General features: G+C 64.1%; 15 protein-coding genes. 3 read left to right on the forward strand and 12 right to left on the reverse strand.

Annotated features, from left to right (window positions below; all coding sequences use genetic code 11):
- Window positions 1-5: 5 nt before the first annotated feature.
- From QRN22_RS06580 to QRN22_RS06600, 5 genes are all read right to left on the reverse strand, one after another.
- The gene (locus QRN22_RS06580) at window positions 6-1,988 is read right to left on the reverse strand and encodes a dynamin family protein (RefSeq protein ID WP_042552468.1); all 1,983 of its coding nucleotides are present in this window, start codon (window positions 1,986-1,988) and stop codon (window positions 6-8) included.
- 108 nt (window positions 1,989-2,096) lie between these two features.
- The gene (locus tag QRN22_RS06585; RefSeq protein WP_042552467.1) at window positions 2,097-2,393 is read right to left on the reverse strand and encodes a DUF167 domain-containing protein; all 297 of its coding nucleotides are present in this window, start codon (window positions 2,391-2,393) and stop codon (window positions 2,097-2,099) included.
- A 6-nt stretch (window positions 2,394-2,399) separates the two neighbouring features.
- Window positions 2,400-2,990, reverse strand: coding sequence for a YggT family protein (locus QRN22_RS06590; RefSeq protein WP_042552466.1), 591 nt, complete (start codon window positions 2,988-2,990; stop codon window positions 2,400-2,402).
- An 11-nt stretch (window positions 2,991-3,001) separates the two neighbouring features.
- Window positions 3,002-3,820 (reverse strand): pyrroline-5-carboxylate reductase, encoded by an 819-nt coding sequence (gene proC, locus QRN22_RS06595; protein ID WP_042552465.1) that lies wholly within the window; start codon window positions 3,818-3,820, stop codon window positions 3,002-3,004.
- 37 nt (window positions 3,821-3,857) lie between these two features.
- The gene (locus QRN22_RS06600) at window positions 3,858-4,544 is read right to left on the reverse strand and encodes a YggS family pyridoxal phosphate-dependent enzyme (RefSeq protein WP_042552464.1); all 687 of its coding nucleotides are present in this window, start codon (window positions 4,542-4,544) and stop codon (window positions 3,858-3,860) included.
- 136 nt (window positions 4,545-4,680) lie between these two features.
- Here QRN22_RS06600 and QRN22_RS06605 point away from each other — a divergent pair, with 136 nt between their 5' ends.
- Both QRN22_RS06605 and QRN22_RS06610 read left to right on the forward strand, forming a co-directional pair.
- The gene (locus tag QRN22_RS06605) at window positions 4,681-5,715 is read left to right on the forward strand and encodes a type IV pilus twitching motility protein PilT (RefSeq protein WP_042552463.1); all 1,035 of its coding nucleotides are present in this window, start codon (window positions 4,681-4,683) and stop codon (window positions 5,713-5,715) included.
- A 65-nt stretch (window positions 5,716-5,780) separates the two neighbouring features.
- Window positions 5,781-6,926 (forward strand): PilT/PilU family type 4a pilus ATPase, encoded by a 1,146-nt coding sequence (locus QRN22_RS06610; RefSeq protein WP_042552462.1) that lies wholly within the window; start codon window positions 5,781-5,783, stop codon window positions 6,924-6,926.
- On the opposite strand, the gene QRN22_RS06615 is transcribed toward QRN22_RS06610, so the two are convergent.
- Together QRN22_RS06615 and QRN22_RS06620 are read right to left on the reverse strand one after the other, a co-directional pair.
- Window positions 6,892-7,836: a TIGR03915 family putative DNA repair protein gene (locus QRN22_RS06615; RefSeq protein WP_082045718.1), complete on the reverse strand. Its 945-nt coding sequence runs from the start codon at window positions 7,834-7,836 to the stop codon at window positions 6,892-6,894. The two genes, QRN22_RS06610 and QRN22_RS06615, sit on opposite strands and share 35 nt — an antisense overlap.
- A complete protein-coding gene (locus QRN22_RS06620; protein ID WP_042552461.1) occupies window positions 7,836-9,047 on the reverse strand; it encodes a putative DNA modification/repair radical SAM protein in 1,212 nt (403 codons plus the stop codon). Before QRN22_RS06620 ends, QRN22_RS06615 begins: the two co-directional genes overlap by 1 nt.
- 138 nt (window positions 9,048-9,185) lie before the next feature.
- On the opposite strand from QRN22_RS06620, the gene QRN22_RS06625 reads away from it, so the two are divergent.
- Window positions 9,186-9,587, forward strand: coding sequence for an NINE protein (locus QRN22_RS06625; protein ID WP_042552460.1), 402 nt, complete (start codon window positions 9,186-9,188; stop codon window positions 9,585-9,587).
- Between the two features lie 60 nt (window positions 9,588-9,647).
- Here the strand turns inward: QRN22_RS06625 and QRN22_RS06630 are convergent, their stop codons facing one another.
- The 5 genes from QRN22_RS06630 to QRN22_RS06650 are packed head-to-tail and all read right to left on the reverse strand — an operon-like array spanning window position 9,648 to window position 13,482.
- Window positions 9,648-10,919, reverse strand: coding sequence for a dihydroorotase (locus tag QRN22_RS06630; RefSeq protein WP_042552459.1), 1,272 nt, complete (start codon window positions 10,917-10,919; stop codon window positions 9,648-9,650).
- Window positions 10,919-11,923, reverse strand: coding sequence for an aspartate carbamoyltransferase catalytic subunit (locus tag QRN22_RS06635; RefSeq protein WP_042552458.1), 1,005 nt, complete (start codon window positions 11,921-11,923; stop codon window positions 10,919-10,921). The genes QRN22_RS06630 and QRN22_RS06635 overlap by 1 nt, the downstream gene beginning before the upstream one ends.
- Window positions 11,920-12,441, reverse strand: coding sequence for a bifunctional pyr operon transcriptional regulator/uracil phosphoribosyltransferase PyrR (gene pyrR, locus QRN22_RS06640; protein ID WP_042552457.1), 522 nt, complete (start codon window positions 12,439-12,441; stop codon window positions 11,920-11,922). The genes QRN22_RS06635 and pyrR overlap by 4 nt, the downstream gene beginning before the upstream one ends.
- Before the next feature lie 28 nt (window positions 12,442-12,469).
- Window positions 12,470-12,913 carry a Holliday junction resolvase RuvX gene (gene ruvX / locus QRN22_RS06645; protein ID WP_042552456.1) on the reverse strand — a complete coding sequence of 148 codons (444 nt, stop codon included), beginning with the start codon at window positions 12,911-12,913 and terminating at the stop codon, window positions 12,470-12,472.
- A complete protein-coding gene (locus tag QRN22_RS06650) occupies window positions 12,913-13,482 on the reverse strand; it encodes a YqgE/AlgH family protein (protein ID WP_042552455.1) in 570 nt (189 codons plus the stop codon). The genes ruvX and QRN22_RS06650 overlap by 1 nt, the downstream gene beginning before the upstream one ends.
- Window positions 13,483-13,551 lie beyond the last annotated feature (69 nt).

Below are 13,551 nucleotides of genomic sequence, written 5' to 3' on the forward strand. Positions count from 1 at the left end.
TGCCGCTAGTCGGCGTTGCCCTGCGGACGCGGCATGCCTTGCAGCGTCACCACCTTGCCCTGGCGCTGGATCGGCGCGGGGCGGCGCATTACGCGCAGCATCTCGCCGGCCTGTGCCAGCTGTTGCTTCAGCTCCTCGCCATAGTGCGCCAGTTGCTGGCGGCGTTGACGGCCGTGCTGGGTATCCTGCGCCAGCGCCTTGAGGCGCAGCATGTGGCCTTCCAGCAACTGCTTGTGCTCCAGAGTGTGCTGCATCAGCGGCATCAGTGCTTCGTCGGCCCACTGCTCGGCGTCGCGGCGCAGGCGGCGGTGCATGCCGATGACTTCCTGCACCAGAGTGGCGAAGAAGCGTCGGCTGAGGCTGCGCTGCTCGGTCAGCAGGTTCTTGAGGCCCAGGCGGAAGCGGTCGGCCTTCTTCTGCAGGTGACGCAACTCGCGCACGTAGCGGGCCAGTTCGAAGCTCGGTGCGTCGACGGCCTGCAGGGGATTCTCGGCGTTGTGTCGACGGTAGATGGCATCGACCATGCGGTTGGCCATTTCGGCGTCGTGGGACAGGCTGTGCAGGTCGTCTTCCACGGCGGTGAAGAACTGCAGGATGGCCTGATTGATACCCAGCGTCGTCCAACTGCCCGTCAGCTGGCGGCGCAACAGATTGAGGTGGGCGTCGAGCTTCTCCGGCCGCGCTGCGCTCTTCAGGCGTTCGCCCTGATTGCGCAGCAGGCGCTGGTTGGTTTTCAGGGCGACCAGGCGCTTGTGATGCACGGTATGGTCATCCTTGGTGCGGGCGGTCAGCTCCAGCAGCATCTGTCCGTTGTCCTGACGGCGCTCGTCGAGTAGCTCCAGCTGTTCGGCGACCTTGCCCAGGCGCAGGCCGAGGACATGCTGGCTGTTGTTGAGCATGGCCAGCACCTGGCGCACCACGCGCTCTTCGAGCAGGCGCTCCTTCTGGGCCACGATGCGCTCGCAGAGCAGCGACTCGAGACTGGCCATCTGGCTGCGGGCGAGCAGTGCCGGATCCTTGCGGACCTTGGCGAGCAGCGCCTGCTTGGCCGAGAGCGGCAGAATGTCCTGGCTGGCGATGCCCAGATGGCGAGCCGCCTGCATGCGCACCCGCTCGATGGCGTTGGCGACCGACGTCTCGCCGGCAAGGTCGTCCCAGAGCACGTCGATCTTGTTCATCACGGCGAACAGGCAGCTCTGGGTCTCTTCGTCCATGGGCTGGACGTGCTGCTGCCAGATGTCCAGGTCACTGGCGGTGACGCCGGTGTCGGCGGACAGCAGAAAGATGATCGCCTGGGCGCTGGGCAGCATCGACAGGGTCAGCTCCGGCTCGCAGCCCAGGGCGTTCAGGCCCGGTGTATCGAGGATGCGCAGGCCCTGGCGCAGCAGCGGGTGATCGAAGTTGACGATGGCGTGGCGCCAGGCCGGTACCAGCACCTGGCCGCAGCTGTCGGTGCTTTCCAGGTTGTCCGGGTGAAAGCCCAGGCCGATGGCTTTCTCCACGGGCATGCTCTTGCTCGCCGCCACCTGGGCGAAGGCCTTGGCCATGTTGTCCGGGTCGCAGGTGTCCAGCGGGATGTCCACCCAGTGCCGGGGCGTGCGCTTGAACTGCGCCACGCTGGCCTCGGAGATGCGTGTTTCGATCGGCAGCAGGCGGATGTACGGGCGCTCGGCGCCTGGATCGAAAAGGATTTCCGTGGGGCACATGGTGGTGCGCCCGGCCTGGGAGGGCAGCATGCGCTGGCCGTATTCGGAGAAGAACAGGCTGTTGATCAGTTCGGTCTTGCCGCGAGAGAACTCGCCGACGAAAGCCAGGGTAATGTGATCGGTACGCAGCAGGCGCAGAGCGCGTTCCAGGCGCGCTTCGACGCCTTCGCTGCTCAGCCGGTTGTGCGCCAGCCAGCTGCGGTAGCGGGTGATCTCGCGGACCAGCTCGCGCTTCCAGCCTACGTAGGCATCTACCTGTTCACTGAGGCGTTCCATGCTCATGGGGGATTCCCTGACAGGGCATCGGTCGACGATGCGGGCTGCCGAGCATTATGCGAAGGGAGACGGTGCCGTCAATGGCTGGCGGGTGGCAATGGCGCTGGTGGTTGTTCAGGTAGGGCGAACGGTCAGGCCGAGACCGGCTGGCAGCAGCCTGGGGGCCTGGATACGCACCCGTTTCTGGCGGCTCTGCTGGCCGCTTTCCAGCGTGACCTGGCTCTTGGCGACGCCAAAGGCATCGGCCAGAAAGGCCAGCAGGTGCGCGTTGGCCTTGCCGTCCACCGGCGGTGCGGTGAGGCGGATCTTCAGGCGCTCACCATGCAGCCCGGCAAACGCATCGTTGCTGGCTTTGGGCTGCAGCTGACAGTCGAGGATCAGCGCATCGCCGTCCCAGCGGTGGAAGCTCACGGACGCTTAGATCGCCAGGCTCAGGCCGCTGAACATGCCGGTGCTGACCGCCAGGTTGCGGATCACCAGCATGTCGATCAGGTTGAGGATCAGGAACGCCACGATGGGCGACAGATCCAGGCCACCCAGGTTCGGCAGGATGCGGCGGATCGGCGTCAACAGCGGCTCGCAGATCTGATTGACCAACAGCGCGGCCGGATTGTGCGTGCCTTGGGCGACCCAGGAAAGGATCACGCTGATGATCAGGGCGAAGAAGAACACCTTGAGCAGCAGGGCGGTGACGCCAATGATCGACCAGACCAGGATCAGCAGCGGATCGCCGACGCCGACGCCCATCAGCATCAGGGTCAGTGCCATCAGCACGAACTGCACGATCAGCGCCAGTACCAGGGATGCCAGGTCGAGGCCGCCGATGCTGGGGATGATGCGGCGCAGTGGCTTGAGCAACGGGTGGGTGGCCCGCACGATGAACTGGCTGAGCGGGTTGTAGAAGTCCGCCCGTACCAGTTGCAGGATGAAGCGCAGCAGCACGATCAGCAGGTAGAAGCTGCCGATGGTCTGCAGAACGTAAACGGCTGCGGTGTTCAGACCGATCATTGATTGTCTCCTTATTGACCCAGTTGTTCGGCCAGCTCGGCCGAGCGGTGATCGGCGGCCTTGACGGCCTGCTCGACCAGCGCTTCGAAGCCGCCTGCCTGGAATGTCTTGATGGCCGCTTCGGTGGTGCCGGCCGGCGAGGTCACGCGGCGACGCAGCTCGGCGGCGTCCACATCACTGTTCAATGCCATCTGCGCGGCACCCAGCGCGGTCTGCAGGGTGAGCCTGGCGGCCACTTCGCGGGGCAGGCCGAGCTTTTCACCGCTGGCGGTCATCGCTTCGATCAGCAGGAAGAAATAGGCCGGGCCGCTGCCGGAGACGGCCGTAACGGCGTCGATCAGTTTTTCCTCGTCCAGCCACACGGCCAGGCCGACGGCACTGAGCAGCTGCTCGGCCTGCTGGCGCTGTTCGGCGCTGACCCGCGCGTTGGCGTACAGGCCGCTGGCGCCCAGGCGCAGCAGCGACGGCGTATTGGGCATGCAACGCACCACGGCACGCGGGCCGAGCCAGTTTTCCAGGCTGGCGCTGGTGATGCCCGCGGCGATGGACACGATCAGCTGGCCCGCCTGCAGATGTGGCGCCAGGTCGAGGCATACATCCTTCATCACCTGGGGTTTGACCGCCAGTACGATCACGTCGGCGTCGCGGCAGGCCTCGGCATTGCTGGCCAGTACTTCGATGCCGTGTTCCCGGTTGATCTTCTCGCGTTGCTCGGCGCCGCGGTCGCTGGCGCGGATCGCGCTGGCCGGCAGACCCTGGGCGAGCATCCCGCCGATCAGGCTGGCAGCCATGTTGCCGGCACCGATGAAGGCGATGCGGGGAGTGGTCATGGTGAGTTTCCTATCTAGAGAGTCGAGATCGGGTGATTCAGGTCTTTTTGTAGTCACGTTCACCAAACAGCGCCGTGCCGATGCGCACCCAGGTCGCGCCTTCGGCGATGGCCGCCTCGAGGTCGTGGCTCATGCCCATGGACAGGGTGTCGAGATCGAGGTTCAGGTCGTCCCGCAGCGTCCGCAGGCGGGCGAAGGCCGCACGCTGCATGGCGATGTCGTCGGTAGGCTGGGGGATTGTCATCAATCCGCGCAGGCGCAGCTTGGGCAGTTGTGTAACCGCCTGTGCCAGCGCCGCGAGTTCGTCGGGCTGGCAGCCGGACTTGCTGGGCTCACCGCTGACGTTGACCTGCAGGCAGATGTTCAGTGGCGGCAGCTCGGGCGGGCGCTGTTCGCTCAGACGCTCGGCGATCTTCAAGCGGTCCACCGAATGCACCCAGGCGAAGTGTTCGGCGATGGGGCGGGTCTTGTTCGACTGGATGGGGCCGATGAAGTGCCAGGTCAGTGCCAGGTCGGCCAGTTGCACCTGCTTGTCGAGCGCTTCCTGCAGGTAGTTCTCGCCAAAATCGTGCAGACCGGCCCCATGAGCCTCGCGAATGGCTGCGGCAGGTTTGGTCTTGCTCACCGCCAACAGGCCGATTTTCGCGAAATCTCGCTGCGAGGCTTGCGCCGCCTCACGGATACGCACACCGACCTTTGCAATATTCTCTGCTATCGTGGACATTACCTGCGCCTGCCGCCTGAGCGTTTCTGCGGGCTTGACGGTGGTCTCCGAAGGGCGTGCTCACGCAGCCGCATGGTGACTCCTCAAGGCCCCCTATCCTGAGTTACGCGGCATTCTACCGTCATTAGGGAGTCCCATGGATATCACCGAGCTGCTTGCCTTCAGCGCCAAGCAAGGCGCGTCGGATCTGCACCTCTCGGCAGGCCTGCCGCCGATGATTCGGGTCGACGGCGACGTGCGCCGGATCAACTTGCCCGCCCTGGATCACAAACAGGTGCACGCGCTGATCTACGACATCATGAACGACAAGCAGCGCAAGGACTTCGAGGAGTTCCTGGAGACCGACTTCTCGTTCGAAGTGCCGGGTGTCGCGCGCTTCCGGGTCAACGCCTTCAACCAGAACCGTGGCAGCGGTGCGGTGTTCCGTACCATTCCTTCCAAGGTGCTGAGCATGGAAGACCTCGGCATGGGCGAGATCTTCAAGAAGGTTTCCGACGTGCCTCGCGGGCTGGTTCTGGTGACCGGGCCGACCGGCTCGGGCAAGTCCACCACCCTGGCGGCGATGCTCGACTACATCAACAGCAACAAGTACCACCACATCCTCACCGTCGAAGACCCGATCGAATTCGTTCACGAGTCGAAGAAGTGCCTGATCAACCAGCGTGAGGTGCACCGCGACACCCACGGCTTCTCCGAGGCCCTGCGTTCGGCGCTGCGCGAAGACCCGGACATCATTCTGGTCGGCGAGATGCGCGACCTGGAAACCATCCGCCTGGCGCTGACCGCCGCGGAAACCGGTCACCTGGTCTTCGGCACCCTGCACACCACCTCCGCCGCCAAGACCATCGACCGGGTGGTCGACGTGTTCCCCGCGGAAGAGAAGTCCATGGTGCGCTCGATGCTGTCCGAATCGCTGCAGGCGGTGATTTCCCAGACCCTGCTGAAGAAGATCGGAGGCGGTCGTGTGGCCGCCCATGAAATCATGATCGGCACCCCGGCGATCCGTAACCTGATCCGCGAGGACAAGGTGGCGCAGATGTACTCGGCCATCCAGACCGGCGGTGCGCTGGGCATGGAAACCCTGGACTCGTGCCTGAAAAGACTGGTTTCCAAAGGCTTGGTCAGCCGCGAAAGCGCGCGCGAGAAAGCCAAGACCCCGGAAAACTTCTGAGCCATGCTGGTGGACAGTTGTCCGCCAGCCGTTGATCGTCGCGCCAGCGCATTTAGGTAGGCCCCATGGAATTCGAAAAACTGTTGCGCCTGATGGTCGAAAAAGGCGGCTCCGATCTGTTCATCACCGCTGGCGTGCCGCCGTCGATGAAGGTCAACGGCAAGATCATGCCTGTGACCAAGACCCCCTTGTCGCCGGAAATGACCCGCGAAACCGTTCATGCGGTGATGACCGAGCAGCAGCGTCGGGACTTCGCCGAGAACCACGAATGCAACTTCGCCATCAGCGCCCGAGGTATCGGCCGCTTCCGCGTCAGTGCCTTCTATCAGCGCAACCTGGCCGGCATGGTACTGCGCCGCATCGAGACCAACATCCCGACGCTGGATGACCTCAAGCTGCCGGAGATCCTCAAGAAGCTGGCGCTGACCAAGCGCGGTCTGGTGCTCTTCGTGGGGGCTACCGGTACCGGCAAGTCCACCTCGCTGGCGGCGATGATCGGCTACCGCAACAAGAACAGCAGTGGCCATATCATCTCCATCGAAGACCCGATCGAGTACATCCACCAGCACCAGAACTGCATCGTCACCCAGCGTGAAGTGGGGATCGACACCGACTCCTTCGAAGTAGCGCTGAAGAACACCCTGCGGCAGGCGCCGGACGTGATCCTGATCGGTGAGGTGCGGACCCGCGAAACCATGGACCACGCCGTGGCCTTCGCCGAGACCGGCCACCTGTGCCTGGCCACCCTGCACGCCAACAACGCCAACCAGGCGCTGGACCGAATCATCAACTTCTTCCCGGCGGACCGGCAGAATCAGGTGTGGATGGATCTGTCGCTGAACCTCAAGGCAATCGTCGCCCAGCAACTGATCCCTACGCCGGACGGCAAGGGGCGTCGCGCGGTCATCGAGGTGCTGATCAATACGCCGCTGGCGGCTGACCTGATCCGCAAGGGCGAAGTGCATGAGCTCAAGGGCTTGATGAAGCGCTCCACCGAGCAAGGCATGCAGACCTTCGACCAGGCGCTGTACAACCTCTACAGCCAGGGCGAAATCACCTACGAAGACGCCTTGTTGTACGCCGACTCGGCGAACGACCTGCGCCTGATGATCAAGCTCGGCTCGGAAACCGATGGCGAGCATCTGACCAGCATGTCCCAGGGGTTGTCTCTGGAAGTCACCGACGAAGATCCGGGGCGGCGTTTCCGCTGATCGACGCCGGGTCTGTCGGGCTGCTGGGTATACCGCCCGGCACCTCTCGGGCTGTCGCTCGAATAGGCAGTACCTGCTCGGCGTCAGCCTGGATGCGTTTTCCAGGCCTGACCGCGACCGCCTGAGCCTGTCCATTGGCCTGGGCGCCTGCCCGGGCCTGGCTCATCAACCTTGGAATCAGCGGGCCTTCCGGCAGGTTGCGCCAGAAACGCACCGGCATGTTGGTTTCCAGCACGCTGCGATTGAGCCGAGCCGGGTTGAAGGTGCTGCCGTAATAGGCCAGCCACATCGCTTCGTTGCGATCATCGGTGCCCTGCGCCAGCTGCTGCCAGTCGGGCGGGCAAGGACTGGCATGGTGCAGGTTTTCGCCGTCCCAGTACACGCCATCGTCGGGTGTCGCGATCATCCAGGTCTGCCGACCCAGGCGTTCGGCGAAATGCATGCTGGCGCTGGCCAGGATGTCGTGCGCAGGCTCGTGCCAGGCCACCAGTTGCGGGCCTCCGGCCGTGGTGTCCCGCGGTTTGAACCGCAGAAACGCATGCAGATGGTGAGCTTCACGGCGCACGGCCTTGAGGCGCCCATGCAGTTCGCTGCCGTCGATATCTCCGGCCAGCATGGCGGCCTGATCGCCTGCGGCAACGCGCCAGAGAATGCGGTAAAGCAGCGCCCAACGCTGGGGGCAGCGAAAGCGTGCAGCACTTTCCAGCTGGTCGAGCAGAGCGCGGGGCACGCGCACTGGGCGATCGCAGGCCACGGCCTGTTGCGGCTCGTCCAGCTGGCCGAACAGATCCTGATTCTCCTGGCTGTCCTGCACCCAGCTCAACTGGTGGGGCGCCAGGCCGCGGCGCAGTTGCGTCCTGGCGGCCTCACGCCAGCCAGCGAAGCTGCCATCGAAACGAACCTGGTGCATCACCACAGCCCCATTTGCCGGGGAGGCTCGCTTAATTGCTGACGCAGCAGCAGGGATTCGCGAGTGGCCTGAAGCGGGCGGTAATCCTGGGTGACGATGAATGGCTTGGCTTTCTCCAGAGCGCAGCGCAGGCGGCCGACGTCCTCGAAGCGAATGCGCTTCTGCCGGCGCAGGGCGACCAGGCGCTGGGCACTGAGTACTCCGATGCCGGGGATGCGGGCGATCATGGTTACATCGGCGCGATTCAGGTCGACGGGAAAATGCTGGCGGTTGTTCAGTGCCCAGGCCAGCTTGGGGTCGATATCCAGGGCCAGGTTGCCGGGGCCGTCGAGCAGTTCGGCGGCCTTGAAGCCGTAGCCGCGCATCAGGAAGTCCGCTTGATAGAGGCGGTGCTCGCGGAGCAGGGGTGGTGCTTCGAACGGCACGCTCTTGGGACTTTGCGGAATTGGGCTGAACGCCGAGTAGTAGACGCGCTTGAGGCGGAAGTCGCCATACAGCGATTGGGCGGTGTGCAGGATGGTGCTGTCATCGGTGGCGTCGGCGCCCACGATCATCTGCGTGCTTTGCCCGGCTGGCGCAAAGGCCGGCGCGCGTTTCTCGCTATCCGCCTCCTCGACGCCGTTGCGAATGGTGCCCATGGCCAGCTTGATCGGCGCCACGCTTTTCTCTGGTGCCAGGCGGATCAGGCTGCTTTCGGTGGGCAGCTCGATATTGACGCTGAGACGGTCGGCATAGCGGCCCGCTTCGGCAATCAGCTCCGGCGACGCATCGGGAATGGTCTTGAGGTGAATGTAGCCACGAAACTCGTGTTCTTCGCGCAGCAGTTTGGCGACCCGTACCAGTTGCTCCATGGTGTAGTCCGCCGAGCGGATGATCCCGGAGCTGAGAAACAGCCCGCTGATGCAGTTGCGCCGGTAGAAATCCAGGGTCAGCGTGACCACTTCCTCCGGCGTGAAGCGTGCGCGGGGCACATCGCTGGAGCGGCGATTGACGCAGTACTGACAGTCGTACAGGCAGAAGTTGGTGAGCAGCACCTTGAGCAGAGCGACACAGCGCCCGTCGGGAGTGAAGCTGTGGCAGATGCCCATGCCATCCGTGGCGCCCATGCCGTTCTGGCCCTTGGAGCTGCGCTTGGGTGCGCCACTGCTGGCGCAGGACACATCATATTTGGCGGCGTCGGCGAGTACGGTAAGCTTTTCGATCAGTTGCATGGCGTGATCCGATAGCTGTATTTATATACAGTATCGGGCAAGGAAACTGCTCGCTCAAGGGCGTCTCGTCGGAGGCGTGATGTTGAGGCGGTAGCGAGCGTCTCATTATCTGGATAGATGAAAGCGAGGTACTTTTCGATGCAGCGTGCAAACACTCACAGCAAGATCATTGGCTACTTGCTCTGGATCTTCGGTTTTCTCGGCGCTCACCGTTTCTATTTCGGCAAGCCGGTAACCGGGACCATCTGGTTCTTCACCCTGGGGCTGTTCTTCATCGGCTGGATCATCGACCTGTTCCTGATTCCGGCCATGGATCGTGAAGCCGACCTGCGTTTCACCGCTGGCGAAACGGACTACAACGTTGCCTGGATCCTGCTGACCTTCCTCGGCATCTTCGGCGCACACCGCATGTATCAGGGCAAGTGGATCACCGGCATCCTGTACTTCTTCACCGGTGGCCTGTTCCTGCTGGGCGTGCTCTACGACCTCTGGACGCTGAACAACCAAGTGTCGATCAAGAACGCACAGGCGCAGCGCTAACCTCGGACGTATCGTGGGCCGGGCGGCGATCCGCTTCAGCCCACCGTCAGCTACCAGGCATCAAGCCTGGTAGCTGATATGCCCATCCACCAGCGTATAGCGCACCTGGCCGGGCAGGCAGTGGCCGAGGAAGGGGCTGTTGCGACCCTTGGAGTGCCAGCTCTCGCCGGCCACGGTGGAAGCCTGGGGATCGAACAGCAGAATGTCCGCCGCACCACCGACCTGCAGTTTGCCAGCCGGCAGGCGCAGGGCCTCGGCCGGACCACTGCTCAGGCGGGCGAGCAGGGTGGGCAGATCGAGCAGGCCATCCTGGACCAGCGTCATCGCCAGTGGCAGCAACAACTGAACGCCGCTCATGCCGGGTTCGGTCTCGCCGAAAGGTGCCAGCTTGGCGTCACGTTCATGGGGCTGGTGATGGCTGGAGATGGCGCTGATCACTCCGCTCTTCACCGCCTCACGCAGCCCATCACGGTCTGCGCGGGTACGCAGCGGTGGTTGCACGTGGTAGAGGCTGGAAAAATCGATCAGCGCTTCGTCGGTCAGGATCAACTGATAAAGCGCCACGTCGGCGGTGACGGGCAGGCCGCGTGCCTGAGCGTCGGCTATCAGTTGTGCGCCACGTGCACTGGTCAGCTGGCTGAAGTGCGCACGCACGCCACTCTGCTCGACCAGCAACAGGTCGCGAGCCAGGGCCACGGTTTCGGCGGTTTCCGGAATTCCCGACAGACCGAGGAAGCTGGCGGTGGCACCTTCGTGGGCCAGGCCGCCTTCGGCGAGGTCATGATCCTGGGAGTGGATGATTACCGTCAGGTCGAAGGTGGCCGCATATTCGAGGGCGCGGCGCAGGGTGCGTGCGTTGCGGAAGTTGTTGAGGCCGTTGCCGAACGCCACGCAGCCTGCATCGCGCAGGGCGACCAGTTCGGCGAGCTGCTCGCCATCGAGACCCTTGCTCAGGGCGCCGATGGGAAACACCTTGGTATGACCGGCTTCGCGAGCACGGTCGAGAATCAGCTCGGCAACCGCCGAGGTGTCCAGCACCGGTTTGGTGATGGGCGGGCAGCACAGGCTGGTGACCCCGCCGGCAGCGGCTGCCAGGGTTTCACTGGCGATGCTGCCTTTGCGGCTGTAACCGGGCTCGCGCAGGGCGACGGACAGATCGACCAGGCCGGGTGCGGCGATCAGCCCCTGGGCATCGAGCGTGTGATCGGCTTCGAAGCCGGCGGGTGCCTGACCGATAGCGCTCAGCTTGTCGCCTTGCACATAGATGTCCGCGACCTTGTCGAGGCCGCTGAGTGGGTCGATTACGCGGGCGCCGAGGATCCGGGTACGCATCAGTTGTGCTCCTCGGAGTTGAGTTGTCGTTGCGCGTTCTGGCCGCTCATGGCCATGGACAGCACGGCCATGCGGATGGCGATGCCGTAGGTGACCTGGTTGAGAATGACCGACTGCGGGCCATCGGCGACCGCCGACTCGATCTCCACCCCGCGGTTGATCGGCCCCGGGTGCATGACCAGCGCATCCGGCTTGGCCAGTTTGAGGCGTTGCTCGGTCAGGCCGAACAGGCGATAGAACTCGCCCTCGCTGGGCAGCAGGCCGCCTGTCATGCGCTCGCGCTGCAGACGCAACATGATCACCACGTCGACATCCTTGAGGCCTTCGGTCATGTCGCTGTAGACCTTCACGCCGTATTGCTCGATACCCACGGGCAGCAGGGTTTTCGGCGCGATCACGCGGATGTCCGGGCAGCCGAGGGTTTTCAGCGCCAGCATGTTGGAGCGCGCCACTCGCGAGTGCAGGATGTCGCCGACGATGGCCACCGAAAGATTCTCGAAGCTGCCCTTGTGGCGGCGAATGGTCAGCATGTCGAGCATGCCCTGGGTCGGGTGCGCATGGCGCCCGTCACCACCGTTGATGATCGCCAGGTTGGGGCATACGTGCTCGGCGATGAAGTGCGCAGCGCCGGAATCGGCGTGGCGCACCACGAAGATGTCGGCAGCCATGGCTTCCAGGTTGCGCAGGGTGTCGAACAGCGTTTCGCCCTTGCTGGTCGAGCTGGTCGACACGTTGAGGCTGATCACGTCGGCCGACAGGCGCTGGGCAGCCAGTTCGAAGGTGGTGCGGGTGCGCGTGGAGTTCTCGAAGAACACGTTGCACACCGTCTTGCCGCGCAGCAGCGGGACCTTCTTCACGGCGCGGGCGCCGACTTCGAGAAACGAGTCGGCGGTATCGAGGATTTCCGTCAGCAGCTCGCGCGGCAGGCCGTCGAGGGACAGGAAATGGCGCAACTGGCCTTGGTCGTTCAGTTGCAGCGGGCGCTTGGCATCGATTGGGGTCATTGCGGACGGCCTTGGTCGGAAAGCGTCTGGAGTTCGAGGGTGAAGGGGGCGGGGCCGGACAATTTTACCCGCTGATCGGCCGCCAGCGACAGCGTCGCGCCGACCACGTCCGGACGAATCGGCAGTTCGCGGGCATCCAGGTCCAGCAGGCTGACCAGGGTCACGCTGGCGGGGCGGCCGTAGTCGAACAGCTCGTTGAGGGCCGCACGGATGGTCCGGCCGCTCATCAGTACGTCGTCGATCAGCACCAGATGCTGGCCTTCGATCTCGAACGGCAGTTCGGAGGGTTGTACCTGAGGGTGCAGGCCATTCTGGGTGAAATCGTCGCGGTAAAAGGAAACGTCGAGGATACCCAGTGGCTCGTCGCGGCCCAGTTGCTCCAGCAACGCCTGGGCGACCCATACGCCACCGGTGCGGATGCCGATGAAACGCGGCGTGGCAATCTGCCGCCGGTTGAGGTGAGCGATCAGCGAGGATGCCATCTGCGGCAGCAGTTCGGCGGGGTTGGGTAGACTCATCGAAAAGCTCCTTGTGGCCGTGGCTGATTCAGCCCGGGCTGTTTTCTTCCAGCCAGCCCTGCAGCAGCAGGGCCGCGGCGAGGGCGTCTACCGGGCGCTGGCGATAACCGCCAGTCTGGCCCTGTTGCAGGCGTTCGCCCTTGGCGGCGTAAGTGGTCAGGCGTTCGTCGTGGGTGAAAACCGGCAGGTTGAAGCGGCCGTTGAGGCGGCGGGCGAACTTCTCCGCGCGCTCGCTCATGTCGCTGGGGGTACCGTCCATGTTCAGCGGCAGGCCGACGACCAGAGCGTCAGGCTGCCATTCGCGTATCAGCGCTTCGACCTTCTGCCAGTCCGGCACGCCATTTTGAGCCTTGAGGATGCACAGCTCGCGGGCCGAGCCGGTGATCGGCTGGCCCACGGCGACACCGATCTGCTTGGTGCCGTAATCGAAGCCGAGCAGCAGGCGCAGCGGTTTGCTGCTCGCCTCGGCCATCAGGCGTGCCCCGCCTGGGCGGTGAGCAGGTTGAGATCGATGCCGAGCAGCGCGGCGGCAGCGCCCAGGCGCTTGTCGTACGGCGTCTCGAACAGGATCGTCTGATCCGCCGGACAGGTCAGCCAGGCGTTGTCGGCCAGTTCCTCTTCCAACTGCCCGGCTCCCCATCCCGCATAGCCGAGGGCGATCAGATGCCGGGCTGGGCCTTCGCCCTGGGAGATGGCGAACAGCACGTCCTGGGAGGTCGACAGGCCCAGATCGCCCAGGTCGAGAGTGGCCTGGAAGTGCGGGCCGCTAGGGTGCAGCACGAAACCACGATCCGTCTGCACCGGGCCGCCGCTGAAGATCGGCAGGCTTTGACAGAGCACCGATGGTTCGCTGTCAGGGCGCAGTTGTTCGAGCACGTCGGCCAGGTTCAGGCCGTTGGGACGGTTGATCACCAGCCCCATGGCGCCCTGATCGCTGTGCTCGATCAGATAGATCACGGTCTGCGCGAAATTCGGATCGGCCATGTGCGGCATGGCGATCAGAAAGTGATGTTTGAGGATGCTCGGGGTGGCGTCTTTCATGGACGCTAGTTTGAAGCTGCAAGGCTCAAGCTACAAGCTGCAAGTGAGAGCGAAACGCGATTGATCGTC

It is taken from the genome of Pseudomonas sp. MEJ086 (assembly GCF_030209025.1).
GTDB classification, from domain to species: domain Bacteria; phylum Pseudomonadota; class Gammaproteobacteria; order Pseudomonadales; family Pseudomonadaceae; genus Aquipseudomonas; species Aquipseudomonas fulva_A.

Coding starts and splice junctions, on each gene's coding strand:
- QRN22_RS06580 (WP_042552468.1), bottom strand. CDS start 1,988: ATGAGCATGGAACGCCTCAGTGAACAGGTAGATGCCTACGTAGGCTGG.
- QRN22_RS06590 (WP_042552466.1), bottom strand. CDS start 2,990: ATGATCGGTCTGAACACCGCAGCCGTTTACGTTCTGCAGACCATCGGC.
- proC (WP_042552465.1), bottom strand. CDS start 3,820: ATGACCACTCCCCGCATCGCCTTCATCGGTGCCGGCAACATGGCTGCC.
- QRN22_RS06600 (WP_042552464.1), bottom strand. CDS start 4,544: ATGTCCACGATAGCAGAGAATATTGCAAAGGTCGGTGTGCGTATCCGT.
- QRN22_RS06605 (WP_042552463.1), top strand. CDS start 4,681: ATGGATATCACCGAGCTGCTTGCCTTCAGCGCCAAGCAAGGCGCGTCG.
- QRN22_RS06610 (WP_042552462.1), top strand. CDS start 5,781: ATGGAATTCGAAAAACTGTTGCGCCTGATGGTCGAAAAAGGCGGCTCC.
- QRN22_RS06615 (WP_082045718.1), bottom strand. CDS start 7,836: ATGCACCAGGTTCGTTTCGATGGCAGCTTCGCTGGCTGGCGTGAGGCC.
- QRN22_RS06620 (WP_042552461.1), bottom strand. CDS start 9,047: ATGCAACTGATCGAAAAGCTTACCGTACTCGCCGACGCCGCCAAATAT.
- QRN22_RS06625 (WP_042552460.1), top strand. CDS start 9,186: ATGCAGCGTGCAAACACTCACAGCAAGATCATTGGCTACTTGCTCTGG.
- QRN22_RS06630 (WP_042552459.1), bottom strand. CDS start 10,919: ATGCGTACCCGGATCCTCGGCGCCCGCGTAATCGACCCACTCAGCGGC.
- QRN22_RS06635 (WP_042552458.1), bottom strand. CDS start 11,923: ATGACCCCAATCGATGCCAAGCGCCCGCTGCAACTGAACGACCAAGGC.
- pyrR (WP_042552457.1), bottom strand. CDS start 12,441: ATGAGTCTACCCAACCCCGCCGAACTGCTGCCGCAGATGGCATCCTCG.
- ruvX (WP_042552456.1), bottom strand. CDS start 12,913: ATGGCCGAGGCGAGCAGCAAACCGCTGCGCCTGCTGCTCGGCTTCGAT.
- QRN22_RS06650 (WP_042552455.1), bottom strand. CDS start 13,482: ATGAAAGACGCCACCCCGAGCATCCTCAAACATCACTTTCTGATCGCC.